Origin of the sequence: Aeromonas sp. R5-3 (genome assembly GCF_040908225.1) — a bacterium.
In the GTDB taxonomy this organism is placed as follows: Bacteria; Pseudomonadota; Gammaproteobacteria; order Enterobacterales; family Aeromonadaceae; genus Aeromonas; species Aeromonas dhakensis.
The window spans coordinates 18,669-45,009 of sequence record NZ_JBFODH010000017.1 but is presented as its reverse complement, the minus strand read 5'-3'; the positions used below and the strand labels follow the sequence as shown (position 1 = coordinate 45,009).

General features: G+C 57.9%; 25 protein-coding genes, 1 tRNA gene, 1 other RNA gene and 1 riboswitch. Of the genes, 4 read left to right on the top strand and 23 right to left on the bottom strand.

Annotated features, from left to right (window positions below; all coding sequences use genetic code 11):
- Positions 1 to 26: 26 nt before the first annotated feature.
- From AB5Y95_RS07755 to AB5Y95_RS07710, 10 genes are all read right to left on the bottom strand, one after another.
- On the bottom strand, positions 27 to 1,409 hold the full coding sequence (locus AB5Y95_RS07755; protein WP_005299974.1) for a tetratricopeptide repeat protein: 1,383 nt from the start codon (positions 1,407 to 1,409) through the stop codon (positions 27 to 29).
- Positions 1,410 to 1,469: 60 nt separating this feature from the next.
- The gene (locus AB5Y95_RS07750; protein WP_368160353.1) at positions 1,470 to 1,901 is read right to left on the bottom strand and encodes a hypothetical protein; all 432 of its coding nucleotides are present in this window, start codon (positions 1,899 to 1,901) and stop codon (positions 1,470 to 1,472) included.
- 71 nt (positions 1,902 to 1,972) lie between these two features.
- Positions 1,973 to 2,437 carry a hypothetical protein gene (locus tag AB5Y95_RS07745; RefSeq protein WP_368160351.1) on the bottom strand — a complete coding sequence of 155 codons (465 nt, stop codon included), beginning with the start codon at positions 2,435 to 2,437 and terminating at the stop codon, positions 1,973 to 1,975.
- Entirely contained in the window at positions 2,434 to 7,071 is a 4,638-nt protein-coding gene (locus AB5Y95_RS07740; RefSeq protein ID WP_368160348.1) for an RHS repeat-associated core domain-containing protein, read from the bottom strand. The genes AB5Y95_RS07745 and AB5Y95_RS07740 overlap by 4 nt, the downstream gene beginning before the upstream one ends.
- Positions 7,068 to 7,796, bottom strand: coding sequence for a DUF4123 domain-containing protein (locus AB5Y95_RS07735; protein WP_368160345.1), 729 nt, complete (start codon positions 7,794 to 7,796; stop codon positions 7,068 to 7,070). Before AB5Y95_RS07735 ends, AB5Y95_RS07740 begins: the two co-directional genes overlap by 4 nt.
- Entirely contained in the window at positions 7,786 to 9,831 is a 2,046-nt protein-coding gene (gene tssI / locus AB5Y95_RS07730) for a type VI secretion system tip protein TssI/VgrG (protein ID WP_368160342.1), read from the bottom strand. The genes AB5Y95_RS07735 and tssI overlap by 11 nt, the downstream gene beginning before the upstream one ends.
- A 263-nt stretch (positions 9,832 to 10,094) precedes the next feature.
- Complete coding sequence (gene hcp1, locus AB5Y95_RS07725) at positions 10,095 to 10,613, bottom strand: type VI secretion system effector Hcp1 (RefSeq protein WP_010634242.1); 519 nt, start codon at positions 10,611 to 10,613, stop codon at positions 10,095 to 10,097.
- Between the two features lie 358 nt (positions 10,614 to 10,971).
- Positions 10,972 to 11,100, bottom strand: a non-coding RNA gene (locus AB5Y95_RS07720) — RtT sRNA.
- Between the two features lie 53 nt (positions 11,101 to 11,153).
- Positions 11,154 to 11,241, bottom strand: a tRNA-Ser gene (locus AB5Y95_RS07715).
- A gap of 146 nt (positions 11,242 to 11,387) precedes the next feature.
- Complete coding sequence (locus AB5Y95_RS07710) at positions 11,388 to 11,843, bottom strand: YbjN domain-containing protein (protein WP_005299960.1); 456 nt, start codon at positions 11,841 to 11,843, stop codon at positions 11,388 to 11,390.
- A 158-nt stretch (positions 11,844 to 12,001) separates the two neighbouring features.
- On the opposite strand from AB5Y95_RS07710, the gene AB5Y95_RS07705 reads away from it, so the two are divergent.
- On the top strand, positions 12,002 to 13,339 hold the full coding sequence (locus AB5Y95_RS07705) for a flavohemoglobin expression-modulating QEGLA motif protein (protein WP_216972713.1): 1,338 nt from the start codon (positions 12,002 to 12,004) through the stop codon (positions 13,337 to 13,339).
- 68 nt (positions 13,340 to 13,407) lie between these two features.
- On the opposite strand, the gene AB5Y95_RS07700 is transcribed toward AB5Y95_RS07705, so the two are convergent.
- Together AB5Y95_RS07700 and AB5Y95_RS07695 are read right to left on the bottom strand one after the other, a co-directional pair.
- Positions 13,408 to 13,989 carry a thymidine kinase gene (locus AB5Y95_RS07700; protein WP_005299956.1) on the bottom strand — a complete coding sequence of 194 codons (582 nt, stop codon included), beginning with the start codon at positions 13,987 to 13,989 and terminating at the stop codon, positions 13,408 to 13,410.
- Between the two features lie 86 nt (positions 13,990 to 14,075).
- Positions 14,076 to 15,656, bottom strand: a complete 1,581-nt coding sequence (locus AB5Y95_RS07695) for a Na+/H+ antiporter NhaC family protein (protein WP_368160338.1) — start codon at positions 15,654 to 15,656, stop codon at positions 14,076 to 14,078.
- 86 nt (positions 15,657 to 15,742) lie between these two features.
- Positions 15,743 to 15,914, bottom strand: a riboswitch (Lysine riboswitch).
- Positions 15,915 to 16,234: 320 nt separating this feature from the next.
- Here AB5Y95_RS07695 and AB5Y95_RS07690 point away from each other — a divergent pair.
- Positions 16,235 to 16,639 (top strand): H-NS family nucleoid-associated regulatory protein, encoded by a 405-nt coding sequence (locus tag AB5Y95_RS07690; RefSeq protein ID WP_005299952.1) that lies wholly within the window; start codon positions 16,235 to 16,237, stop codon positions 16,637 to 16,639.
- A gap of 65 nt (positions 16,640 to 16,704) precedes the next feature.
- Here the strand turns inward: AB5Y95_RS07690 and AB5Y95_RS07685 are convergent, their stop codons facing one another.
- The 5 genes from AB5Y95_RS07685 to AB5Y95_RS07665 form a co-directional block, all read right to left on the bottom strand.
- A complete protein-coding gene (locus AB5Y95_RS07685; RefSeq protein ID WP_368160335.1) occupies positions 16,705 to 17,268 on the bottom strand; it encodes a cob(I)yrinic acid a,c-diamide adenosyltransferase in 564 nt (187 codons plus the stop codon).
- A complete protein-coding gene (locus AB5Y95_RS07680; RefSeq protein ID WP_005299948.1) occupies positions 17,265 to 17,495 on the bottom strand; it encodes a DUF3820 family protein in 231 nt (76 codons plus the stop codon). The genes AB5Y95_RS07685 and AB5Y95_RS07680 overlap by 4 nt, the downstream gene beginning before the upstream one ends.
- Position 17,496: 1 nt before the next feature.
- On the bottom strand, positions 17,497 to 18,168 hold the full coding sequence (gene queE / locus AB5Y95_RS07675) for a 7-carboxy-7-deazaguanine synthase QueE (protein ID WP_368160333.1): 672 nt from the start codon (positions 18,166 to 18,168) through the stop codon (positions 17,497 to 17,499).
- Between the two features lie 61 nt (positions 18,169 to 18,229).
- The gene (gene queC, locus AB5Y95_RS07670) at positions 18,230 to 18,937 is read right to left on the bottom strand and encodes a 7-cyano-7-deazaguanine synthase QueC (RefSeq protein ID WP_368160330.1); all 708 of its coding nucleotides are present in this window, start codon (positions 18,935 to 18,937) and stop codon (positions 18,230 to 18,232) included.
- A gap of 22 nt (positions 18,938 to 18,959) precedes the next feature.
- Positions 18,960 to 19,646: a tRNA-uridine aminocarboxypropyltransferase gene (locus AB5Y95_RS07665; protein WP_201988575.1), complete on the bottom strand. Its 687-nt coding sequence runs from the start codon at positions 19,644 to 19,646 to the stop codon at positions 18,960 to 18,962.
- On the opposite strand from AB5Y95_RS07665, the gene rrtA reads away from it, so the two are divergent.
- Positions 19,576 to 20,154: a rhombosortase gene (rrtA, locus tag AB5Y95_RS07660; protein ID WP_368160327.1), complete on the top strand. Its 579-nt coding sequence runs from the start codon at positions 19,576 to 19,578 to the stop codon at positions 20,152 to 20,154. The genes AB5Y95_RS07665 and rrtA overlap by 71 nt on opposite strands.
- A 45-nt stretch (positions 20,155 to 20,199) precedes the next feature.
- Here rrtA and pyrF read toward each other — a convergent pair whose 3' ends face one another.
- From pyrF to cmk, 6 genes are all read right to left on the bottom strand, one after another.
- Positions 20,200 to 20,904, bottom strand: coding sequence for an orotidine-5'-phosphate decarboxylase (gene pyrF, locus AB5Y95_RS07655; RefSeq protein ID WP_117404243.1), 705 nt, complete (start codon positions 20,902 to 20,904; stop codon positions 20,200 to 20,202).
- 99 nt (positions 20,905 to 21,003) lie between these two features.
- A complete protein-coding gene (gene lapB / locus AB5Y95_RS07650; protein WP_017765879.1) occupies positions 21,004 to 22,170 on the bottom strand; it encodes a lipopolysaccharide assembly protein LapB in 1,167 nt (388 codons plus the stop codon).
- Between the two features lie 9 nt (positions 22,171 to 22,179).
- Positions 22,180 to 22,464: a LapA family protein gene (locus AB5Y95_RS07645; protein WP_005299936.1), complete on the bottom strand. Its 285-nt coding sequence runs from the start codon at positions 22,462 to 22,464 to the stop codon at positions 22,180 to 22,182.
- 156 nt (positions 22,465 to 22,620) lie between these two features.
- Complete coding sequence (gene ihfB / locus AB5Y95_RS07640) at positions 22,621 to 22,905, bottom strand: integration host factor subunit beta (protein WP_005299934.1); 285 nt, start codon at positions 22,903 to 22,905, stop codon at positions 22,621 to 22,623.
- A gap of 94 nt (positions 22,906 to 22,999) precedes the next feature.
- Positions 23,000 to 24,670, bottom strand: coding sequence for a 30S ribosomal protein S1 (rpsA, locus tag AB5Y95_RS07635; RefSeq protein ID WP_005299919.1), 1,671 nt, complete (start codon positions 24,668 to 24,670; stop codon positions 23,000 to 23,002).
- Between the two features lie 94 nt (positions 24,671 to 24,764).
- The gene (cmk, locus tag AB5Y95_RS07630) at positions 24,765 to 25,457 is read right to left on the bottom strand and encodes a (d)CMP kinase (RefSeq protein ID WP_010634252.1); all 693 of its coding nucleotides are present in this window, start codon (positions 25,455 to 25,457) and stop codon (positions 24,765 to 24,767) included.
- 249 nt (positions 25,458 to 25,706) lie between these two features.
- On the opposite strand from cmk, the gene ribA reads away from it, so the two are divergent.
- Positions 25,707 to 26,300, top strand: a complete 594-nt coding sequence (ribA, locus tag AB5Y95_RS07625) for a GTP cyclohydrolase II (RefSeq protein ID WP_017780010.1) — start codon at positions 25,707 to 25,709, stop codon at positions 26,298 to 26,300.
- Positions 26,301 to 26,341: the final 41 nt, after the last annotated feature.

The following is a 26,341-nucleotide window of genomic DNA, read 5'->3' as shown; positions in this document are numbered from 1 at the left end:
ACTCATCGTTGTTGACAAGAAACAGACTAACTGTTCAATTTCTTTCCTTTGGCAAGCGCTACAAACCAATGCTGAGCCAGTTTTTGCCCTGCACTCTTCTCTTTTTCAGTCATACCTTTTTCAAGCTCGTCACGTGCTTCAGAAGCTTCACTGTTTCCATCCGTGGCAGCAAGCAGATACCATGCATAGGCATGCAGTCTATTGCGTGGAGCTCCCAACCCCTGCTCTCGCATCATACCCATGCGGTATTGAGCAGATCGGTGCTGGGCATTGGCGGCCAGTCGATACTCTTTAAGCGCCTGCGGGTAGTCTTCCTTGCCGCCCAATCCCAGCCGTAGCATCTCGCCATAGGCATAGTGAGCATCGACGTTGCCCTGTGCTGCTGCCAAAGCAAAATAGTGGCGAGCGGTCACCAGGTCACCTTGCTCTTGCTGCCATTGAGCTAATGCAAATTGAGCCTGACTGAATCCCCCTTCTGCGGCACGCGTCAACCAATGTTTTCGCGCGGCGCTATCGCTCTGTTGCAGGCTCAGTTGATATTCGGCCTCGTGGGAACCACTGCCCGCGGCCAGCTCCAGCCAATAGCGACCAAGCGCAAGATCCTGAGCAATCAGATCACCGACCAGATAGGCTTGTCCCAACCACAACTGTGCCGATACAGCCCCCGCATTGGCAGCTCGCTGATAGAGGCCGAATGCCTCTTCAGATGGCGCCTTGCGCGCCAGCACCAACAAGGCATCCGGCTGTTGCTGAGCGGCTGCTTTCTCATACCAGCGCTGGGCAAGATCGGGGCGCTTGCCCACCCCTTTCCCTTGTTCATAGCGAGTGCCAAGCTGGAATTGGGCATCCCGATTACCTTGTTCGGCGGCTTTCTCCAGCCACTTGACGGCATCTTCATCAGCCCCCGCCTGACCTGCATACCACTGCCCCAGAGCCAACTGAGCATTCGCATGATCCCGCTTGGCTGCCTGCTCGAACCAGTCGAGGCACTCACTGGCCAGCTTGCCCTTGTGCCGTTGCCGGCAGTCCTGACCCAGTTGATAGCTGGCCTCCGCATTGCCCAACTTGGCGGAGCGCTGCCACCACTGCTTGGCCAGTACAGGATTTTTAGGTTCTCCCAACCCCGCCTGATACCAACTTCCCACCTGTAATGCGGCCTTGCCCCGAATATCGACATCCGCCGCCAGCGGACCGACTTGATCGGCGGCCTGCTTCATCCAGCGCATCGCCTCGGGATAATCCGGTTTGGCCGCCAGACGGTTGGCCAGCTCATATTGTGCCTTGCCCTGGCCTTGCTGGGCGGCTTGCAACAACTGCTGCTCATTCTGAGTTGACAGATTTACCGAGCACCCGGAGATGTTCCAAGAAAACAAAATAATGCCAACCACTGACATCAACTTTAAAAACATATTTCTGTCACTACCTTGTAATAAGACCAACGACCAACGACCAACGACCAACGAAAGTTATTAAATTAAAGGTATATTTAACTCATGAAGTGAAGGCATATTTATACTAACGTCATGCCACTCACGCAGGGCAATACGATATGCCTCTTCAAAAAACATCCTTGGTTTTTTTATTTCCCAACTAAATGGAAGTGTAAATGTATCGCCATTCCCATCATCAGTCTCAAAAGGTTTGCAAAAATCAAAACCAGGATCTCTCAGTGCGTTTATCAGCAACTCCACAAGAAACTCTTTATGTGAAATTGATAACCCACTAGTACTAGGACCATGAAAAAACATTTCTTTCAATAAGTTACAAACGTCACCCCTATTGTTTGGATCAAACCTATCAAGATAGACGCCTAGCGTCTCTTCACGATCATAGATATCTAAATTACCGATGAAGTCAGATATTGAAGGTTTAAAGTCAATTTTTGTATTTTGGCAATGCACCCTCATATCTTCCTTATGCTATTATATAAAACCGAACCCTCATAAAAGAAAGAACTCCAGCGTGGAATTTTTCAACATATAAGTGATGAATAAACACTCATATAAGAAGATGACTGGTCTTCACCAACAGAATAACTGTATTCATCTTTAGAAATAAAAATAACGCTCCCATCTTTATTTATCATAACAAAGTCATCAAGAAATCCATTTGATGTTACAGACTGCTTTATAATTCTCTCTAAAATGCCCCCATCAGAACTTAGCTCAACCTCAACATCTACATTTACATCTTTAAAATTAAACATAAGCAACCATGCGCTCCCCTCCCCTTTAGAAATATGGATAAAGTGGCGAATTAAGGCAGTTATTGCGGCATCAGAATCATGATACTCATTGATAACATTAGCTCGAGAAAAAACCTTCTTATAAAACTCTGATGTAGGAGATTGCTCAATAAAGCGATATTTACAGTTAATCCCCTCAAAAAATATCGAGGTACTTTTCTGCTTCATATAGAGCTTGAGCCTAGAATTCATTTTTTTATTTTCCCTTTTCTGAAGCCAATTTTTATTTCAGGAAAATGCCCTGGATACTGCTTGTACTTGCCGGGAAGCATGGGAGAACCTTTACTATCATCAGCACCATGAAAATGAGGGCCTCGACCAAACTTGTCATCATCATGAAGCACGATGTATTTTTTGCTTCCATGAACATCAAACTCATAGACAGTTCGATTCTCATATTCTTTATCATAAACATATTTATGTGTTTTATATTGCGCTGAACGTGGGATACCTGCAGCTTCTTTTGCAGCACGAAAGCTCTCACGCCTTGAAGGCGACGCATCGGGACACTGTCCCGGCACATTACTTAACCCCAGTGGATCCACCCAGCCAGTCGGGTTAGGAGCATACTGGTAGTTGTTGAGCCCGCCGGCCAAGCCTATCGGGTCGGGGGTGATAAATCTACCCGTACCGGGCTGATAGTAGCGGTGGCGGTTATAGTGAAGCCCCGTCTCGGCGTCAAAATACTGCCCCTGGAAACGCAAAGGTGTTGCCACCTCGGCGATCTCTTCGCGCCAGACATTGCCATAGGCTCGATAGCGCACCTGCCAGGCGGTGACTCCGCTGACGCGGGTCAGTGCCAAGGGAGTGCCCAGGTGGTCAAGCTGGTAGTGAAATACCTCCGCCTCTTGCCCTTCCCCTTCCAGCTGTGCCAGGGGTTTGAAACTGCCGGGTTCATAAATAAAGCTGCGGTACTGCTCGTCAGTACGATGCATGTCGTCACCGAGCAGATAGCAGCTCTCGGCAATCAGGTTGTTGGCCTGCCACAGGAATTCGGTAACCTGCTCGCCTTTTGCACCCCTTACCGTCTTGCGAATGCGGCGACCAAAGGCATCGTAGTCATAACAGGCGGTGTTGCCATCGGGCAGTTCGGCCCTCACCAGCTGGTGCTGGCAGTCGTAGTGATAGCGGGTCACCAGTTGCTGACCCTTGCCGCGCCGCTCCCGCGCCAATCGGCCAAATTCGTCGTACTCGAAGTGGCGATCGCCACTGAACAGCAGCCGGTTCCCCTGGGTGCGGGCCCCATCGAACTGGCCACCCGAACTCTCACCCAGGAGGTTGCCGGCCGGATCATGCAAGAAGCGCTCGGTCAGCTCGCCCCGCACCTCCAGCAAGCGGTCCAGCGGATCGTAGCGGTAGTGCTGCTCCCCCTGCACGCTGTCATCGATGCGCAGCAGGTTGCCCGTTCTGTCATAGCCATAGCGCCGCTCGCGGGCGACCTGCTTGCCCCGCTGCAGACGCAGTGCCGAGAGGCGTCCCTGCTCGTCATATTCGTACTGCTGGGTCAGTGCCCCTTGCTGCCTGCGCAGCTCAAGCCCACCCACCACCTGATGACGCGTGAGCTCGGCGCCGTTGAGATCAATGCCGCCAAGCGCGCCGTGCTGATGGTGATAGCCAAGCCGGTTGCCATCGGGCAGTTGCCAGTGTGACAGCCGTCCCATGGCATCGTATCGGAAATAGCTTGAGGCCCACCCCTGATGCTCGGCCACCAGATGACCGGCACCATCGTAGTCAAATGCCAGGGGCCATGCACCGTCGTCGACCCGGATGAGCTGGCCATGGCCGTCATACTCGAAGGCGATCTCGCGACCATCAGGCAGGGATTTTTTCAGCAGGCGCCCCATGAGGTCGCGCTCATAGCGGGTGACCAGTTCGGTCTCCTGCTTGCCGAACTCCACCTTTTCGCTCAGGCGTCCGTTGAGATCATAACGGTAGGCGGTGGTGCGGCCATCGAAGCCGGTTTCCCGTGCAACCAGCCCGTTGGGATGGTAATGGATACGATGCTGTTCACCATGTTCGTTCTCGATCTCGCTGAGAAGGAGCTTGGCGTTGTCGTAGCGGTATTTGAGCTCGCTGCCATCTGGGTTGATGCGCCGACTCACCAGATGCAGGCCGGGGTGATATTCAAAACGAGTCTCGCGACCCAGCTCGTCCCACTGCGCCGTGACCTTGCCATAGGCGTTGTACTCATAGCGGCGAACGCCGCCCCCGGGCAGATGGACGGCACTGAGGCGATCTGTCGCGTCCCATTCATAGCGTGTGATTGCGCCACGCGGGTCTTGCCGCACGATCTGGCGGCCCCGCTCGTCATAGCGCCAGCGGCTTATCCCGCCATCGACCCCTTTTTCTTCGATCAACTGGCCAAGGCGGTTCCACACCAGTTCGGTGCGGGTGCTGTCCGGGTGAACCACAGAGCACAGCTTGCCCTGGGGGGTATAGCCATAACGGGTTTCGTTCCCCAGGGGATCCCGCCTGGCAATCAGATCCCCTTGCGGATTGTGCTCAAAGCGCCATTCGCGCTCCCCCTGCACTACCTTGCGAACCCGGCCATCCCAGTAGTGATAGGCAGTCTGGCTGCCGTCGGGAGCCACTTCGAGGGCCAACATCCCCTCTTCGTCATAGTGATAATGGGTCTCGGCCCCCAGCGGGTCGCGGGCCAGTACTTTCTGGCCCTTGTCGTTGTAGGCAAACTCGGTTATCGCACCATCCGGATCCTGCTGGCGGACAAGGCGTGCCTGGCTGTCGTGCTGATACACCTCCTGACTGCCATCGGCATTGAGTACCGTCACCTCCCCCTTGTCATCATCCCAGCCATAGGTGACATCAAAACCCGCCACATCGCTCCAGTGACGGATGGCTCGGGCGGCCTTGCCTTCCCCTTCCCATTCCCAGAAGAAACCGGCACCGCCAGCCAGGCGGCGCTCCACAATGACCCCATCATCGCGATAGCGATAACGCTCGCACTCCCCGGCCCCATTCTCGGCCGCCACCAGATGACCATGGTCATCGTAGTGGTAGCGTTGCAGCGTGGCCTGGTGCTGCCAGGCTATGCCATCAAAGCGCTGCAAATCGAGCGCCATGATGTGGTCGCCCTCATAGGCGAGACGAAGGGCCAGCCCCCCTTCATTTTCAACCCAGGCGGGGCGCCCTTGACGGTCAGAACGCACCGTCAGCCGATTGCCGTAGGGATCGGAAAAACCGGTTAGCCGCCCGCGATCACCATGCCAGGTAAAATGCAGGAACGGCGAACCGGCCTTGGCCAGGATCACTTCATCAGCCTCGTCACCGAGGTAGACCGCCGCCTCCGACAGCAGGTTGGTCACCATGGGTCGGGCTATCGATGGCAACGGCAGCTCAGTTGCCAAGGACTCCTCATCCCACCAGGTCAGGGTATCGCCGTGACGTTCAAGACGATGCGCAAGAGCATGCGTCCAGCCAAGCCCCATGCCGCAGGATTGCGCGACGGCGGAGGTGCGATAGAGGCGCCCGAAGACAAAGGGAAGCAGGCCCGGCAGTTCGCCATCTTGCAGTGCCAGCAACTCTTCCCCCGTCACCATGGAGACCGGGCAGTTGTTCTTGCAGGTGCTGGCCTCCGGTTGATGGGGCCGGTTGGCCGGGGTAACTGCCTGTTTGGAGGCATCCGGAGTCTTGTTCACCTGCTTGATCTCGGTGTGCCCCTGGAACCGGCGTTTGGCCGCAGTTCCTTTTTCCACCAACGTTTTGGCATTGCCATCGACCAGCTTGAGATCCGCTTTTTTGGCCGGGCTCAACGGTGCAGCCCCCGCGACCAGCACCTTCTTCGCCTTCTGGGCGTGCTGGGCCAAATTGTGCTTTTTGGAGAGATTGACCAAGGAGGTGACCAGTCGCATGACCCGGTCACTGTTCTTGGCCATGGTGGCAGCCTTGGCACCATAGCGTGCAGCCAAACCAGCACCGCCGGTCAGCACCACACCGATGATCACATCAATCAGCACCGACGAAATCACCTGAGCACCAAACTCGGTTTGCTGATCAGGGGGCAACATCTTGACCCAGCACACCAAGGCATAGGCATAAAGATAAAGCAGCGCTTCATCTTGCAGTACCAGCATGGCAGCTTCCATCTGGGAGGCCCCAGCCTTGGCCATGGCCGCTGCGTCCACTCCGAAGGCGGCCAGCTTTTTGGCGTTGCCTACCGGATCGGCCAGCAGGTTGTAGATGGTTTTAAGATCGTCCCACACCCCGACCAGTGCCTTGCCGATACCGCTTGCTGCCGCCAGAGCATGGCTGCCAAACCCACCACCAGTACCCCTGTAACGAGCCCACGCAGCCTTGTGCTCACTGTTCCACTCCTTGGTAAGCCATGCCTCCAGGTCTTTTTGAACGGGCACATAAGAGGTGAACAAGGTATCCAGATCGCTCTTCTTCACATTGGGGTAGAAGGTAACCCGATAGGACTTGCCCGGGGTCAGCTTACCGACCTCGGCAATGCCCTTGCCATCCAGGGTTCCCTCCTTGGCTACCGCCTCGCTGACAAATCGTCCGCGCACCAGTTTCCCCGCTTCCACCTTGTACGGGGTATTGCCGATGGGAATAAAACGTACGGATTCAAACAGATGAACCAGACGCAAAGTGCCGCTCAGCGGGCATTGCGTCACCACGGACTGCGCCTTCTTGCTGCTGGACGATGCCGTGATGGTCTTGTCGCCCACCTTGATTGTCTGCTCCATGTCCATGCTGAGCATGTCGCCCAGAAAGAAACTCTCGGCATCCTTGCGATAGGCATTCAGAACGTTGCGATAATCGGCGATCACTTCGTTGAAGACGGCCTGGCCGGCATTGCTCATGCTTGAACCTCATTGATCAGCGCCGCTTCCAGCGCCGGAAATAGATCGATATCAGGGGATGAATGACGGGAGACAAAGCGAGCAACCTTGCAGCGCAGGTTCACCTCGGGAAATGACCAGTAGAGCTGACCGTTTTGATCCGCCAACTGCTGCATCAGGTTGTTGATAAGAGGGGCGGGATCCTGTCTCGCCAAGGTCGCAGCAATGACGGGGGGTAACTCCCACCAGGGGAATGCGCGTGGTGCTGTAGCCTCTGACACAGCCCATTCGAAGCCGCCCCCTCTGACCCAGAGCCCGCTCAACCCAGGCAGCAGGGCGGTGAAGCCCTCTCCCAGCTGGTCCAGGATGCGCCTCAGATAAAGACCATCCCAGTAACGGAAGAACACTGCATCCCCCTGGTGCCAGACCTGGGTCAGCCCCTGCAGATGGGCATAGAGGGTATCGACAGGCTGCTCGCTTGCCACTATCCAACCCCAGTCGCTCGCCTCGGTGCTTTGCGCCCACTCGATAAAGGGGCTCTCCTTGTCGAGGGTCACCAGATAGGGCATGACGGGATGCCAGTCTTCATAAGGGGTGCCGAGATAGAGCCCGCGTGGCGTTTCGCGGCCATCGAGCTGGTAGTAATGTTGCAAGGGAGCCGCATCGCTGGCTCCGGCCAGCACAGCATAAAGAGGGGCTGATTGTCTCTGTATCCACTCTTCCAGCGGCGTGATCTCAAATTTCACAGCCACCCTCCTTGCATTTTCCACACTCTTCACAGAAAGGGGCGGCACTCTTCATGGTGGCCAGTTGCGCAGGAGTGAGCGGTACCTTGGGTTTGGGGGGAACACTGACACCCAGAGGATCAACTGGTGACTTGCCGCCCCATCCCGAACCCGAACCCGGGCTGCCACCCGAGTTCATCTTGATGGTGGGCCCCACCAGGGTGACACCACCGCCATCGACCTTGATAAAGCAGCCGCCGACCTTGACGGTAATTTCAGAACCCGCTTCCAGCACCACCTTGGCACCGGCCTTGACGTGCACCTCTTGCCCCGCCTGGGTGAGCCAGCTGTCACCCAGTTTTTGGTGCATGGAGGTATCCACGGTCAGCGAGTAGTCGGCTTTTATCTGGTCGCGCTTCTCGCCCTCCACCGTCAGGTGGTCGTTGGCCTTGATGCGGGTCACCCGCTCATTGTCGATGTCACGATGCTCGTCGTGTTTGATATGCCAGGCCGCGTCGTTCTCGATAAGCACATTCAGGTCTTTCTGGCCGTGGATGTAAATCTCTTCCTGCCCCGCCAGGTCCTCAAAGCGCAGTTCGTTGAAACCCTCACCCTGGTGGGTCTCGGTGCGCAGCACGGTGCGGGTCTTGTTGGCCGGTAACTCATACGGCGGCCGGTTGGTGGCGTGATAAGTGCGACCGGTCACGATGGGCTGGTCCGGGTCCCCTTCCAGGAAACTCACGATAACCTCGTGGCCGATGCGCGGGATGGCCATCATGCCATACTGACCACCGGCCCAGCCCTGGGAGACTCGCACCCAGCAGGAGCTCTGGTCATTGGAGCTACCATATCTGTCCCACGGGAACTGCAGCTTGACCCGGCCGTGCTCGTCGCAGTAAATCTCCTCCCCCTCCGGCCCCACCACCATGGCAATCTGCGGGCCATCCACCATCGGCTTGTGGGGCGCTTGCGGGCTGCCGATGCGGGCCCGCCAGGTGGTGCTGGCCTTCACCACACCAAATTCGTTGTGGTAAACGGTCGGGCCGCTGCCACCCTCCTCTTCCAGCGCCTGTGGCTGCAAACCGGTGTGCTGGATACGCACGATTTGCCAGTCGGTGTTGAGGCTGCCATTGGGGTGTTCGGTGAGTGAGAAGCTCTGCCCCGGCTGCAAGGCCGCGCAGTTGGACTTAGCCTGGCCCGCCACTGCATCGTTGCGCAGCGCATCCAAGCGGTGCTGGGCAAACGCCTTGCCGCTCGGGTCCTCTTTGTAGCGACCCGGATAGTCGAAGTGCTGGTAGGTATCGCGCTGGTGCTCGAGTTCTGCGCCCTGCTTTTTATGGGAGAGACCATAGGCCGGGGTCTTGAAGCTGTAGTCCTTAAGCTCCACATCCGAGGGGCGCACCGCCTCGCGGTAGTGGAACTGGCGCACATAGGGGCCCTGCTCCAGCGAGCGGTTGCCGAGATTGAAGAAGAGCTCGGGGCCGGCAGTCAGCGCGGCTGCATCATCGGCAAACACGATTCGGTGCTTGCCCGCTTCAAACTCGTGGAAGTAGAACATCCCCTCTTCGGCGGCGAGGCGATTCACGAAGTCGAGGTCGGTTTCCCGATACTGAACACAATATTCCCGCTTGGCGTGCTCGTTTTTAAGCGCAAAGGCGTAGTCGGTGATGCCGTGCTCTTGCAAAAGAATACTGAGGATTTCATCGGGCTTTTGCGCCTGAAAGATGCGGGAGTTTTGGCGAAGTGACAGCCGCCACAGCGCCGGCTGCACCAGCAGCTGGTAGCGGGTGCGGCGAAAGCCGCTATCCCCCTGCGCAAAGTCACTCACCACCCCGCATACCCGGCGCTGCAGCTCACCGTTGTACCACACCAGCAGCTCGCACGGCTGGTCCAGCACGGCGCCAAAGTCGATGTCGGGCTGGGCACTCGCCAGCTCCAGGCGCAGGTTGAACGGCCGGTTGAGCGCTTCATCCAGCGCAAACTCGGCCACCACGAAGGTGCTCTCGGGCAGGGCCCCCACCTTGACGGTAAATTGTAATCCTGTGCTGTCTGCCATCGTTGCTCGCCCCTGAGATATCGTGCAGCCCCATCAGGCGGGGCACTTCAAGCCGTGTGAGAGATCCGCCTTCGCCCCGGTTTTTCTGACACCATGGCTACCGCACGCCCTTGACGGCGTGCGGCAAGACGTAAACTCGGATTTTTTCTTGTGCCCCCTCACCTCAGGCAAACGGGCAAAAGAAAAAACGCGTGTATTGAAACGGAGCGGGAAATGCCAGAAACGGCAAAAGGGCACCGCAAGCAGTGCCCTTTGACTGAGAATTACGCTTCGATCGGCGCGCGCCAGTCGTCCGCACCGGAGGTGCCGGCAACGGTGTGCTCCCAATCGATCTTGCGATAGGCCATGGAGACCTGGATCAGCTGGGTGAAGTCAGACTTCGCCGGATCCTGGCAGTGTGGCATCTGGCAGTCGATGTCGACGATGGTGGCGTCGGTCAGCACGGTAGAGAAGAAGTGCTCCTGCTTGCCCTCGACGGAGGTGCGGTACCACTTCAGGGTCACTTTCGGCAGCATCTCGCCGGAAGCCAGCGCGTTGTACATCAGCGGCACGGCCTTGTTCAGCGCAACGGTGAACTTGAACGGCTTGTGGACACGCTGGCCAGCAGGCTGACCGGATTGCGGATCGGTCGGTACGGTCACGACGTGCTGGAACTCTTGTACCAGCATCTCGTCTTCGTGGCCCTGCACGAAGATGTTGCCGACGGAATCGGAGGTGAAAGCACCGGCGGTGATGTTGCCCTGAGTTTTACCTTCGATGCTGATATAACATGGAGTTGGCATGGAATTGCTCCTGATTGGTTGAACGGTAATGACACTCGACCGAATCCGTTAGCAGTGACCATGCCAATTAATTTTATTGTTTTAAAACAATAGGTTGAATCAATTATCAATCAAGTCATCATCGCTATAACGCAACAAGTTGCGCATTCAACATATTCATCCAGACAAGATTGCACATGCAGAATAAGAAACTAAAAATCCCGCAATACATTGCGCAAATCAGAACTTATTTCAACCTGATGACCCGCACGGATGTGATGGCAACTGAGCCGTGCGTTGACAATAGGAAACATCGGGGGCCGGCTGCCCGTCACCGGATAAAACAAAAGGCCCCGTCTTGCGACGGGGCCTTTTGTTTTATTTGGCCGTGAGGGATGATTCGCCACTGCATGGCTCACCCCTTCGGGGCGGCCTGCGGCCGTTCATCGCAGCAAGCTGCTCTGCTCGAACCCAGCGAGGGTTCTCACCCACCCTCTTCAACATGAGCTGATAATTCTTCCCCAAAACAAAAAACCGACCATCAGGTCGGTTCTTTAAATTTGGCGGTGAGGGAGGGATTCGAACCCTCGATACGTTGCCGTATACACACTTTCCAGGCGTGCTCCTTCAGCCACTCGGACACCTCACCAGATTTTGGTCTGTTGTTTAACGTGATCAGCCAACACCTCGTTCGTTGCGCCGTTGCGCTGGAACGGGGCGTAATTTAGGGGAAAGCCCCGCCGGCGTCAACGGCTTTTTGCATCAGGTGAACCGTTCGCACATTTAACGCACAACTCAGTGCACAGACTCCGGTGCGACCTGGATTTCCGGCAGATTCAGGAAGCCCAACCGCTCGCATTCGGAGACCACTTCATGGGTCGCGGCTATGGTGCTCTCGACAAATAGCAGGAACTGCTCGACGGAGAGCCCCGCCTTGGTAAAGACGGTATGCCCCACCACCAGCCGCGGCAGGTTGTCATCGATGATGTCGAGGAACACCTTGAGCGACGGGTACTGCATGTTGAGGCGACCCAGCTCGGCCACCAGCGGCAGCAAAGCGGAGGGACGCACCTCCAGCTCGGATGAAAACAGCACCCCTTCCTCTTCAACGAAGATCCGGCTCTCCTGGATGCCCTCGACGGACTGCAGGGAGACAATGTGGATACCATGGCACTGATCACAGACATAGTGCTCGATACGAGCCTGCTGCAACCAACGCATTATCATTTCGGAGCTGGGGATATTCATCATTTCCACGACACAATTGGGATCAAGGGGCGCAGTCTAAACCAATTTTCCGGCAACCAAAAGCGCACTGGCCGGATAAGCACGGCCCTCGCTTCTTTTTGGCAAGCAGCCTGCATATACTCAGCCCATTCCAGCGCCACACTCGCCCCACAGGGGGCTAAATGACCATCCAAGAAAAGTACCGTCTGCATCTGAAATCCCTCTCGGATGAACTCTTGATCCTGCAAAAGCCCATCCGCATTCTGGATGCCATCAAGTGGCCCCGTCACCTGCAGGCCGACTTTCTGGCCAGCGGAGGGCGCACGCTGCCAGCCGTCGACAAGGCCTTCTATGATGGCCTTCCCCTCGGCTTCGATCCCCGCAACAAGTACCTGGAACTCAAGGAGCTGCGGGACAGGATCCGGCGCCGGCTCGGTCCCCAGGATGATCTTGGCCGCATCCTGCAGGAGACGGTGGATCAATACATGGTGGTCATCGAGATGTTGCGCCAGCGCGGGCAACCGGACTTTCTGCGCTACAGCCGGCTGCTCTACGGTTCGGCCGGCGATCACCTGCGCGGCGATCGCAAGACCCTCAAGGAGCTGGGCGCCAGGCTGTGCGACATCTTCTCCCTGCCCGGCGCCCGCCACCTGGTGCGTCCCTACCCCAAGGAGTTCGAGGGGGAAGCGGCGGTGGCCAGGTTGCAGGGCAAGCTGTCGAACTACTTCAGTGACGGCACAGTGCAGGTCAAGCTGAGCGATGGCATCGTCTCGGATGCCGCGGCCGGCGGCGATTACATCAAGCTCAACTCCCACGCCCGTTTCTCCGAACTCGACCTGCAAGTGCTGGAGGTCCATGAGGGCTGGGTGCATGTGGGCACTACCCTCAACGGGCGCCAGCAACCCTATGCCACCTGGCTCAGTGCCGGCTCGCCGCGCATCACCGCCTGCCAGGAGGGGCTGGCGGTACTGATAGAGACCCTCACTTTCAGCTCCTTTCCGGACAGGGCCAAGCGCATCTCGGATCGGGTGATGGCCATCGATATGGCGGAGCACGGCGCCGACTTCATCGAGGTGTTCCGCCATTTCGTCGGCCAGGGTGCCAGCGAACACGACGCCTACAAGATCACCCAGCGGGTGTTTCGCGGCGGCATGGTCGAGGGGGGGGCCTGCTTCACCAAGGATCTCTCCTATGTGAAGGGTTATGTGGAGACGGTCAACTTCATCCGCAGCGCCGTGCTGGAGGGAGTCCCCGAGATCCTTCCCATGCTGTTTGTCGGCAAGGTGACCCTGGACGACATCCCGGTGCTCTATCAGCACTACCTGGAGGGGCTTATCGACGCTCCGCGCTATCTGCCCACCATGTTTCGCGATCTCACCGGCCTCTACGTCTGGTTTGGCTTCGCCTCCGGCATGTCGCTGGTGGATATCGGTCGGGTACAGCAGCACTTTCGCCAGCTGTTCCACCGCCTGCCGGTGGCCGATCCCATCATCGCCCCCGTCGATATCGAGATCGATTGACCCCTCGGAAACAAGCAAGGCGCCAGATTGGCGCCTTGCTTGTTCATGTTATCCCCATCAGCCGCGGGTTATTTGAAAGCCCGCCCTTCCAGGTAGTGCTTGCGGCACAGGGAGACATAGCGATCGTTGCCGCCGATCTCCACCTGCTCGCCATCTCGCATCACCTGGCCTGCTTCATTGACCCGGGAGTTCATGTGCGCCTTGTTGCCGCACCAGCAGATGCTTTTCAGCTCCTCGAACTTGTCGGCCAGGCAGAGCAGATGATAGGAGCCGGGAAACAGCTCGCCGCGAAAATCGGTCTTGAGGCCGTAGGCGATCACCGGAATGTCCTGCTCGTCGACGATACGGGCCAGCTGATAGACCTGCTCCCTGGTCAGGAACTGGGCCTCATCGACGATGAACACATCGATACGCTTCTCGGCATGACGGGCTTTCACCATCTCGAACAGATCACAGCGCTCTCTGAACACTTCGACTTTCAGCTCCAACCCCACCCGGGCGCTGATCACCCCGACCCCGAAGCGGTCGTCGATGGCGGGTGTCATGGCCAAGGGATGCATGCCCCGCTCTAGATAGTTGAAGTGCGCCTGAATGAGCTGGGTCGATTTGCCTGAATTCATGGTGGCAAACTTGTAGTGCAGTGAAGCCATGATACTGTTCCGAAACTGAATTTATGGGGCGCATGCTAACCAAAGCACCTAACAAAACCAAGGGGCCTTGCGGCCCCTTGTACGTTTTAAGCAACAGCCAGGCCCGCCTGGGACCTTGCCTTGCGCAAATGGTAGCTGGAGAAGATGACGAACCAGAGGGCGCTCACGCTGAAACCCGCCAGCACCGAGTGCATCAGCCCCATCACCAGATAACCGAGGGCGGCGCCGAAGGCGATGGCCAGGGCATAGGGCAGCTGGGTCATCACGTGATCGATGTGATGGCAGCCGGCACCGGTGGCCGACAGGATACTGGTGCTGGAGATGGGCGAGCTGTGATCCCCGAACACCGACCCCGCCAGCACGGCGGCCAGCATCGGCAACATCAGGGCCGCATCGCTGGCAGCCGCCATGTCACCCGCCAGCGGCAGCATGATGCCGAAGGTGCCCCAGCTGGTGCCGGTGGCAAACGCCATGGCGCAGGAGAGCACGAACACCACGGCCGGCAGCACTTCCACCGGCAGATTGCCGTTGGCCAGGGAGGCCAGGTACTTGCCGGTCTCCACATCGCGCACCACGGCGCCAATGGTCCAGGCAAACAGCAGGATGTTGATGGCCGGCAGCATGGCCATCACCCCTTGCGGCGCGGCCTTGAGCCAGTTCTTGGCACCGAGCTTCAGACGCATGGCCAGACCGATGGAAACCACCAGGCTGCACAGGGCGCCGTAGACCAGGGAGGAACCCACGTTGGTATTTTCGAACGAACCGAGCACGCTGAACGGCTCGCCATTGGCGGCCAGCACGGCAGCGCCGGAGTCGATCATGAAGTAGACGGTGGCCGCGGTCAGGGTCAGGATCGGCAGCACCATGTCGATCATGCCGCCGTTGCTCTCCTCCGGGCTCTCCATGTCCAGACCGATGGGGCGGCCTTTGGACTCATCCCACAGCTTGCCTTCCAGCGCCCACTGCTCGTGCTGGCGCATCGGACCGATATCCAGCTGAAACGCGATCACCACCAGCACCATGATGAGGGTAAACACCGCATAGAGGTTCATCGGGATCATCTCGACGAAGGCGGAGATGGGGCTCTGCCCGGTGATGCCATGAGCCGTCATGATACCGCCCACCAGGGCGATGATGTAGGCCCCCCAGGAGGAGATGGGCATCAGCACGCAGACCGGCGCCGCGGTGGAGTCCAGCAAGTAGGCCAGCTTGGCGCGGGAGATCTGGAAGCGGTCGGTGACCGGACGGCAGATGGCCCCCACCGACAGGCTGTGGAAGAAGTCGTCGATGAAGAAAGCAAACACCATCATGCCGGTAAGCGCCTTGGCCCCCTTGCGGGTCCTGGCACGCTTGGCGGCCCACTCGGCAAACGCCCGGATCGCACCGGAGACGCTCATCAGGCTGATGAGGCCGCCCAGCAGCAGCATGAACAGCAGCATATTGATGTTGTCACGGTTGAGCGCCCCGTCGACCCAGAAGATCTTGAGCACTGTGTTCAGCATGTAATGCAGGGAGTCGAGGGGAGAAAACTGGTTCAGCAGCAGGCTGCCGGTAACGATACCGACGCCCAGCGACAGCAGCACACGGCGGGTGAGGATCGCCAGTGCGACGGCCAGCAGAGGGGGAATGATTGACCAACCGGAGTCGGCGTAGTGAACGATGTCCATGATCTCTTTGCACCTAAAGACAGCAGGTGGAGATCTACCGAGAGGATAAAGAAACAAAACCCATGGGGAGGTAATACTCCTCAGCCCCTTCAGGTAGCGCTCCATAGTGGATGACTATGGCAGTCCTGCACCTATTAGATGCAGAACCAGCAGCCCGGTATGATGGCCTGGCCACTTCGGCGCTGACTCCTTTCCTTGTGCATCATCGGCATCACCCTCCGCACAAGTAGTCATAGGCAGCGCGCCTCTACTTAAAGGTATTCGAGGCACATTTTATCGTGCCGACACGTTATAGCAAGTTTTTTGATTAAATCCCCAAACAAGCCAGATCAAAAGGGCAAAGAGGTAGTCAAATGGTGCAAACATTATGATTTTGTCGCTATTTTCATCTACTTGGAACTCAGTCGAGTATGCCACTGGCCAATATTGCTGAATCGGGCCTGAATTCAATTGCATTACTTAATTCCAGGCATGAATTTATTAATTCGACTCGCTTGACTTAATCCCGAACGGCCGTATAAATTAGCCAAAATAACTATTTTTATTTAATTCACTCTTTTGCTCGCGTGGTGAACACTATGAACGAATTTTTGAAAGTACTGCTGAATATCCGTAGCCTGCGCGCCGCTTGCCGTGAGCTGACGCTGGAACAATTGGAAGAAGGCCTGGAAAAGCTCTCCGCGATTGTCGGCGAACGCCAGCAGGATGAAGCCGCCGAGCGTCAGGCTCGTGAAGAACATCAGCGCAAAATTAATGAATATGCCGAAATGCTGAAAGCCGCCGGTATTGATCCGGCAGAACTGGTTGGCACAGTCGCAGCCGAACCGGCCAAGGCGACCAAGAGCAAACGAGCCCCTCGTCCGGCCAAATATCGCTATATGGACAACGGCGTGGAAAAAACCTGGACCGGTCAAGGTCGCATGCCGTCCGTGATTGCCAAGGCGGTCGCCGAAGGTAAATCCGTCGAAGACTTTGCCATCTGATAAAACAGCATTGGCCCAATAAAAAACCTCGCCTTGCGAGGTTTTTTATTGCCTGCGGCCTGCCGTCAGCTCCGCTCTGCCGCCTTGACCCAGAGCACTTCGGGCGTCGCGGTACAGGCCAGCAGGTAGCGGGCAATGGTGAAGAACCAGTCACTCAGCCGGTTCATGTAGGGCAGAATGGCCGGGTTGATCTGCTCGCTGCGACCCAAAGTCAGCAACAGGCGCTCGCAGCGCCGGGTCAGGGTGCGCACCACATGGGCTTGCGCCGCCGCCCGGGAGCCGCTGGGCAGAATGAAATTGCGCAGCAGCGGCAAATTGGCGCTGTAGGCATCGATCTGTTGTTCCAGCCGCAGGGTCCACTCGTTATTCACCTGCCAGATGGCGGCCTCCTGAGCGTCACTGGAAAATGCCAGCTCCCCGCCAAGATCGAACAATTCCTGTTGCAGCAATAACAGGTCTGCCAATAATCCGGTTTCCGCTGCGGGCACCTCGGCAATAAGAAGACCTATATGAGAATTTAATTCATCGATATAGCCGTAGGTTTCCACCCGCATATCGTCTTTGGCCAGTTGCACGCCATCGGCCAGCCGAGTCATGCCCTTGTCGCCCTGCCTCGTATATATCCTCATACCGACATCCTGTTAATAATGGGAACAATCATGGATTCAAGCCCGTTGAGCTTGATTTCATAGGCAAGCGCCAGCGTTTGACCAAGCGATCCGGCCGGGAAACCGGTACGGGCCAGCCACACCAGATAAGGCTCCGGAATATCGATGATGCGGCGCCCCCGATATTTGCCGTACGGCATCTTGTTGGCCAGCGACAGCAAGACCCGCTCGTCGGACAACCACTCCATTTCAATCGATATCCAGATATTTGTGGGTTTGGATGGAGAGTCGCCAATTGCGGGCAATGCAGGTTGCCATGGCCAGCTGGGTCGCCCTGGGTTTCTGGCTGATGGGTTGCAGTGCAATCACCACGTCGTCGCGCAGACGAGCGGTGGCCAGCAGCGCATCCAGCTCCTCCACGTGGCGCTCGGTGGCTATCGGATGCTTGATCTCGTTGGCGCGCTCAAGGGCCGAGACCAACACCGGCAACCCACCCTTCATATTGATCTTGGGGGATACGGTGACCCAGGTCTGCTCATGGGTTTTGATCTCGCTGGTACCACTGGTTTCAATCTGCACCTGATAGCCTGCCGCAATGAGGGCGGTAGAGAGATCCTGCAGGTCATAGAGGCACGGTTCGCCCCCGGTGATCACCACGTGACGCGCCTGATAGCCGAGCTGCTGGAAGCTGGCCAGGATCTGCGCCGTGCTCATCTTGCTCCAGCCATCGGATTCGTTGGAGCAGTCGAGCACCGCCTGCACGCCCACTTCACGAGCAGGATCGACCACCCAGGTATGACGGGTATCGCACCAGGGGCATCCCACCGGGCAACCCTGCAGGCGAACGAAAATGGCGGGCAGGCCGGTGAAGACCCCCTCCCCCTGGATGGTCTGGAATATCTCGTTGATTGGGTAGTGCATCTTGGTCACGGCTGGTTGCAAAAGTCGCGGATTATACCCCAAGCCTGGCCGAGACGCAGGCTCAGCATCCGCTTTTCTCACCTAGCCCGGTTTTTTGGTGCAGACGCGCCAGCACGCCCGCCTTGTCGGCCAGGTACTGCTGCAGGCCGCGGCTGCGCAGATCGCAGGCCGGACAGGCGCCGCAACCATCGCCGGCAATGCCGTTGTAGCAGGTGAGCGTTTGCTGGCGCACGGTGTCTAGGTGGCCGTAGTGGTCCGCCAGCGCCCAGGTCTCGGCCTTGTCGAGCCACATCAGCGGGGTCTCGAAGCGGATGGCGCGATTCAGCCCCAGGGAGACGGCCTGATTGAGCGCCTTGACGAACTCGTCGCGGCAATCGGGATAACCGGAGAAATCCGTCTCGCATACCCCGGTGATCACCGCCTCGGCGCCCACCTGATAGGCGTAGATGGCGGCCAGGGTCAAAAACAGGATGTTGCGGCCCGGCACGAAGGTATTGGGCAGGCCATTTTCCTGCAGCTCGAAGCTCACCGGGATCTCGTCCCGGGTCAGGGCCGAGATGGCAAGCTCCCCCAGCATGGTCACGTCCATCACCTTGTGGGCGGCGATGCCGAGCCGGTTGGCCAGACGGCGCGCCGTCTCGATCTCTTCACTATGGCGCTGGCCATAATCGAAGGTGATGGCGTGCACCTCGTCATAACGGGACAAGGCCTGGACCAGGCAGGTGGTGCTGTCCTGACCACCACTGAATACCACGACGGCTTTTTTCACGTATGTCACTCCTCTGGGCAGTTCAACTGCGTCGGCCCTGGGCAAAATCATGCCACTGCCGGTTCAAATGGGTAAAAAGGGTCATCAGCGGGGCGAAGCGATCGGGTGCGCCCTCCCACTGAGACAACAGATGGTAGCCCGCTTCCAGGGTCGAGAGCGCCTCTGGAAACGGCTTCTTGCGAATGGAGTACTGTCCCGCGACGGCATCCAGCCCAATTCGCGGCAACTGCTGCAACTCGGGGTTGCAGTGCAGCATCCGGTAGGCCTTGCGCCAGGTGCCATCGAGCAGCAGAAAACAGACTCGGCGAGCCGGCTCGGCCGTCTCCCGCTCTCGCACCTCGGCAAGGGTGATGGCCTCCTCATCCGGCCACAGCAGATAACACTGCAGCGCGGGATCGGCCAACAAGGCCGCCAGCTCGGGGACGTCGGCCACCTGTTCACCCACATGCAGACGGGCCTGCGCCAGCGAGGCGGCCAAGAGGACGGCAGTCCCCTTGGGATGACCCACCTCCCCCGGATGCTGCAGGATGTGCAGGGGCGCATGGGGTGAAACCGGCCGAATATAATCGCACAGACAGGCTTTGAGGGCTCTGGTGCAACGTGTACAGTATCGACTCTTGTTGTCGTCGGACTGTTTCATGTTGTCAGAAAAATCAGGATTGCTCTGGGTCATCACGCTTTCACTCGCCAGTTTGCTGCTCTTTTTCACCGTGCCGAATCACCAGCTCTCCTTCGATCGTACCCTGATAGCCCAGGGTGAAGGGTGGCGCATCATAACAGGCAATCTGGCCCACACCAATCTGTGGCACCTGCTGCTCAACCTGAGCGGGCTGTGCGTGCTCTACAGCCTGTTTCGCGAATACCTAACAGGCTGTCGCCTGCCGCTGCTGCTGCTGTTGCTGGGGAGCGCCGTCGGGCTCGGCATCTGGTGGTGGTGTCCGCAGACCCAGTGGTACATGGGGCTGTCGGGAGCGTTGCACGGCCTGTTCGTGTGGGGCGCGCTGCAGGATATCCGCTATCGCCGCCACTCCGGCTGGTTGATGCTGGCAGGGGTAGCGATCAAGCTTGGGGTGGATTTCTACAGTGCGGGGGAAAGTCCGGTGTCCGCCCTCATCGGGGCCAGGGTACACATTGAATCACATCTGATTGGCTCGGGCGCCGGCCTGTTGCTCGGCCTGCTGCCGGTCACCTTGCGCCCCCACGCCGTCCAGGAGTGAGCCAACACCGGATGCAATGCCGGCCCCATCGGGCCGGCATTCTTTTTATGAGCGGCTCGCCAGCTCCGCGTTGATGCCGGCCAGCATGGCGGCAGGATCGGCCGCCTGGGTGATGGGGCGGCCAATCACCAGATAGTCGGCACCCGCCTCCACCGCCGCCAGCGGCGTCATGACCCGGCGCTGATCCCCGGCAGCCGAACCGGTGGGGCGGATCCCCGGCGTCACCAGTTTGAACTCGTCACCGAGCAGCGCCTTGAGCTCACGCGCTTCGTTGGCGGAGCAGACCACCCCGTCCAGCCCCGCGTCTTTGGTCAATTTGGCCAGCCGAATCACCTGCTCGGCCGGCGTCACATCAAGACCCAGCGGCGCCATGTCGGACTGCTCCATGCTGGTCAGCACGGTCACCCCGATAAGCAGCGGCGCCTTGTCACCATAAGGCAGCAGCGCCTCCTTGGCGGCCCGCATCATCCGCTCGCCACCACTGGCGTGCACGTTCACCATCCAGACGCCGAGTTCGGCACTGGCGGCGACTGCCTTGGCGACGGTGTTGGGAATGTCGTGAAACTTCAGATCCAGAAAGACATCGAACCCCTTGGCAACCAGCTGACGCACGAACTGGGGGCCAAACAGGGTAAACATCTCCTTGCCTACCTTGAGACGGCACTGAGCCGGGGAGATACGTTCAATGAAGGCGAAGGCATCGGCCTCGTGCTGATAATCCAGCGCAACCAGTACTTTGGGATCTAGCATCTCACTTCCTATCGATGGTTATGCGCCGTCCGGAGCGAGTCCGGCCCTGCCTGAAAAAACCAGGCCACAGGGGCCTGGTTGATGACATTGTTGTGGCTCTTACTCCCCGTCCAGACCGCGGATCGGCTTGATGGCTCCCCACTGGCGGCAGGAGGGGCACTGCCAGAACAGGGAGTGGGTGGCAAACCCGCACTGCCGGCACTTGTGGGTGGATTTGATCTTGATCTGCTCGTCGACCAGCGCCTTGAGCATGGTCAGGCTCTCCTTGGCCTGCCCCTCTTCAGCACCACGCAACTGCAGCGCCATCAGGTGCTGGAAGCCGCGCAGCGACGGCGTGCGCCGCAGCTGGCGCAGCACCAGCTCGGAGGCTGCCTCGCGCCCGTTGTGGCGCTCTACATAATCGGCCAGCCGCAAGGTGACCGGGAAGCCGGCCCGCGCCTCCTGGGCCTGGCCGAGCAGCTCGGGGATACGCGCCTCCTCGCCGCACAGCTCCAGGCTCTCGCACAGGGGTTCCAGCACTTCGCTCGCGAAATCGATGTCCTGGGTCAGCACCCGCTCAAACTCGCGGGCCGCCTGGCGGGGATCGCCCTCCCCCTTGGCCAGCCAGCCGAGGCCGAGCGAGGCGCGCACGCAGTTGCCGTCGGCGGTCAGGGCCTTGCGAAAACGCAGCTGGGCCTGCTTGCGATTCTCTTCGCGCAGGGCCATGTCGGCCAGCTCGCACTGGTAATGGGCGATGGTGGGGGCCAGCTTCTTGCCCTGGAATTTTTGCAGCCGCTCGCTCACCGCGATCGCCTTCTCCCAATCACGCAACTGCTGATATATAAGCTGCAACTGGGCCAGCGCGGTCTCCTCATAGTCCCCGTCCTCGGTGAGCTCGAGCCACAACTTCTCGGCCCGATCGAGCAGGCCGGCGGCGAGGAAGTCCCGCGCCAGCTCCTGCAGGGCGAGCTGACGCTGCTCCATGGTGAGCTGGCGGGTAATGAGGTTCTGGTGGATCTTGATGGCCCGGTCTACCTCACCCCGTTGACGGAACAGGTTGCCGAGGGAAAGGTGGGTTTCGATGGTCTCGCTGTCCACTTCCAGCAGCTGGATAAAAAGATCCACCGCCTTGTCGGATTCGTCGGACAGCAAATAATTGAGACCCGCCACGTACTGGCGGGAAAACTGGTTACTCTGTTTCTGGGTGTCCTGGCGAACACTCCTGCGCCCCATATACCAGCCGTAGCCGGCGGCAATGGGCAACAGCAGGAAAAGCAGTTCAAGCATCGAGGGACATTATTCCTTGGCAGCCGTTCGGGCCAGCTCCAATTCACGGGATTGACGGCGCATGGTGCGATTGAGGGTGCGGTTTTGCATCTTGAGGCGCAAGAACAGCAAACCGAAGACCAGCCAGCCCAGCAGGAAGCCACCACCAAAGAAGAATCCCAGCAACATGGAGAGCGAGAACTCCCCTTGGGCAATCAGATAATTGAACTGCACCAGCTGGCCATTTTGCGAACCGATGGCCAGCGTCAGGATAAACACCAGCACCAGTGGAATGAGGGCCAAGATACGCTTCATAGGAGCTCCCTGTCAGTAGCTAATGAGAGGCTGATTATCCTTAAAATCACCGGCAGACTCTAGAGCGAATGGGAAAAGACTTGGCAAAACCGGACAATTGCCACAATAGAAACCGTAAAAACAAAAAAGGCATACCCAGGTATGCCATTTTCTGCATTATTCGATGATGTTCACGCGCTCGCGTAACTCTTTGCCGGGCTTGAAATGCGGAACATATTTCCCGGTCAATTCAACCTTGTCCCCGGTCTTGGGGTTGCGACCCACACGGGGTGCACGATAGTGCAGTGAAAAACTTCCAAATCCGCGGATTTCAATCCGGTCGCCGTTTTGCAAAGTCGACGCCATCTGCTCAAGGATCTCCTTGATGGCGGCTTCGACATCTTTGGCCGGCATATGCATGCGGCTGGCAGCCAATTGTTCGATGAGATCTGATTTGGTCATAACGTTAAATCTCCTTCCCCGATCACATGCAATATTCATTACGCCAAGATAAAAAAGGGCGGCGTGACACGCCGCCCTTTTCTTGCATCAAGGATTATTCACCCTTGGCGGCTTTGAACGCTTCAGCCATGGCATTGCTGAACACAACTTCTTCTTGTTGGTTCAGGTTGTCGATGGCAACACGCTCGTCAGCCTCGTCCTTGGCACGGACAGACAGGCTCACGGTGCGGTTCTTGCGATCAACGCCCATGAATTTAGCTTCAACTTCGTCACCAACAGACAGCACCAGAGTGGCGTCTTCTACGCGGTCACGAGCAGCGTCGGAGGCACGCAGGTAGCCTTCTACGCCGTCAGCCAGTTCGATCACGGCACCCTTGGCATCAACCTCGGTAACCTTACCCTTCACAATAGCACCTTTCTTGTTGTCAGACAGGTACTTATTGAACGGGTCTTCTTCGATCTGCTTGACGCCCAGGGAGATGCGCTCACGCTCCGGGTCAACTTGCAGAACAACGGCTTCGATTTCGTCGCCTTTCTTGAATTCACGAACTGCTTCTTCACCCTGGTTGTTCCAGGAGATGTCAGACAGATGAACCAGGCCGTCGATACCGCCGTCCAGACCGATGAAGATACCGAAGTCAGTGATGGACTTGATCTTGCCGGAAACACGGTCGCCCTTGGCGTGAGTTTCGGCAAACAGCTGCCACGGGTTGGATTTGCACTGTTTCAGACCCAGGGAGATACGACGACGCTCTTCGTCGATGTCCAGAACCATCACGTCAACCACGTCGCCAACGTTAACAACCTTGGACGGGTGGATGTTCTTGTTGGTCCAATCCATCTCGGATACGTGTACCAGGCCTTCAACGCCTTCTTCGATTTCAACGAAGCAGCCGTAGTCGGTCAGGTTGGTCACGCGGCCAGACAGACGGGTGGTCTCCGGGTAACGCTTGGCGATAGCAACCCAGGGATCTTCGCCCAGCTGCTTCAGACCCAGGGATACACGGGTACGCTCGCGGTCGAACTTCAGAACCTTGACAGCGATCTCGTCGCCAACGTTGACGATTTCGGAAGGATGCTTAACGCGCTTCCACGCCATGTCGGTGATGTGCAGCAGGCCGTCAACACCGCCCAGATCTACGAATGCACCGTAGTCGGTCAGGTTCTTGACGATACCCTTAACTTCTTGACCTTCTTGCAGGTTAGCCAGCAGGCTTTCGCGCTCGGAGGTGTTCTCGGTCTCGATCACGGCACGACGGGAAACAACAACGTTGTTGCGCTTCTGGTCCAGCTTGATGACTTTGAACTCGAGTTCTTTGTTTTCCAGGTGAGCGGTGTCACGGATCGGACGCACGTCAACCAGAGAACCCGGCAGGAAGGCACGGATGCCGTTCAGTTCAACGGTGAAACCACCCTTGACCTTGCCGTTGATGATACCGATAACGGTAGCTTGCTCTTCGTAAGCTTTTTCAAGCTGCAGCCAGGCTTCGTGGCGCTTGGCTTTTTCGCGGGACAGCTTGGTTTCGCCGAAACCATCTTCGATAGAGTCCAGAGCCACGTCAACGGAGTCGCCTACGTTGATTTCCAGCTCGCCCATGGCGTTCTTGAATTCTTCAGCCGGGATAGCGGACTCAGATTTCAGACCGGCGTCAACCAGTACGAAACCATTTTCGATAGCAACGACAGTACCCTTGACGATGGAACCTTGACGGGTTTCAACGGCGTTCAGGGACTCTTCAAAGAGTTGAGCAAAAGATTCGATCATTGTTTATGTCACAAATGAAACATCCACTTGTCATCCAGCACAAGCGGGGTTGTTTTAAATAATCTGCGCCATCCATGGTGCAGACGACCGGATGTCAGCTTGCGCTGGCATCGCCGAGTTGTTGCTCCGCATAGGCGAGCACCGTTGCCAGCACTTCGTCTATGGACATGGCGGTTGAATCCACCACGAGAGCATCTTCTGCCGGTTTCAGGGGGGCAACGGCACGATTTCTGTCGCGATCGTCACGCTCCCGAATCTCGGTTAAAAGACGCTCAAAGTTAACATCAAAGCCCTTATCTTGCAACTGCTTATAGCGGCGAGCCGCCCGTTCTTCGGCGCTGGCGTCGAGGAAAATCTTCACTTCCGCCTCGGGGAAAACCACGGTGCCCATGTCGCGACCGTCGGCGATGAGGCCGGGGGCCTGGCGAAAAGCGCGCTGACGGCGCAGCAGAGCTTCGCGCACCCGCGGGAAGGCGGCAATCTTGCTCGCGGCATTGCCCACTTCCTCGGTACGAATGGTACGGGAAACATCCTCCCCTTCCAGCACAACCTTCACCTGCTCGGCATCGACCTGAAACTGCACGTCCAGATTGGCGGCCAGGGGGACCAGCGCGGCTTCGGAATCGAGCTCGACATCGTGATGCAAGGCCGCCAGGGCCAGCACCCGGTAGATGGCGCCGGAGTCGAGCAGGTGCCAACCCAGTTTTTCAGCCAGCAACTGGCACAGGGTGCCCTTGCCGGCACCACTTGGGCCATCAATTGTCATCACGGGGGCCATCTGCGGCATAACGTCTCTCCTGCACACTTGTTGCACACATCCCGGGAGGGATGGGGTAATGGGCGCCGATTATACCCAAATGTGCCGAGCCTGGCAGTCGCCAGCACACACAATTGCGCAAAACCGGTCGCAACTGTCCTCTTTGTGTACAACGGGGCAAGCCATTAAACAGTGCAAGGTTTTGTTCTTATGGTTGTTCCGGACAAGGCGCGCTAAACTGGCCGCCCTTTTTTAAGCAGCTGTAGTAAGGAGCAACCTATGAGCAGCGTTACCCTCGTGGCCAAATCCAAGTTGCCAACCCCCTGGGGCACCTTCACGCTGGTCGGCTTTCAGGAAACCGGCACCGGCAAGGATCACGCCGCGCTGGTGATGGGCGATATCACGGGTGATGATCCGGTGCTGGGCCGAATTCACTCCGAGTGCCTGACCGGCGATGCCCTGTTCAGTCTGCGTTGCGACTGCGGCTTCCAGCTGCAGGCTGCACTGGAAAACATCGCCAAGGCGGGCCGTGGCGTCTTGCTGTACGTGCGTCAGGAAGGACGCGGCATCGGCCTGCTCAACAAGATCCGGGCCTATCATCTGCAGGATCAGGGCGCCGACACCGTTGAAGCCAACGTGGCGCTCGGCTTTGCCGCCGACATGCGCGACTACACCATCTGCGCCGACATGCTCAAGCAGCTGGAGGTGAAATCCCTCAAGCTGATGACCAATAACCCGCGCAAGATGAAGGCGATGGAATCCTTCGGCATCCCGGTGGCTGAGCGGGTGCCCCTGCAGGAAGGGCGCAATCCCCACAACGAGTTCTACCTCTCGACCAAGGCCAGCAAGCTGGATCACATGTTCAAGAAGTGATCCCGCCTCGCCGCTCGTTGCCATGAAAAACGCCTCCCATC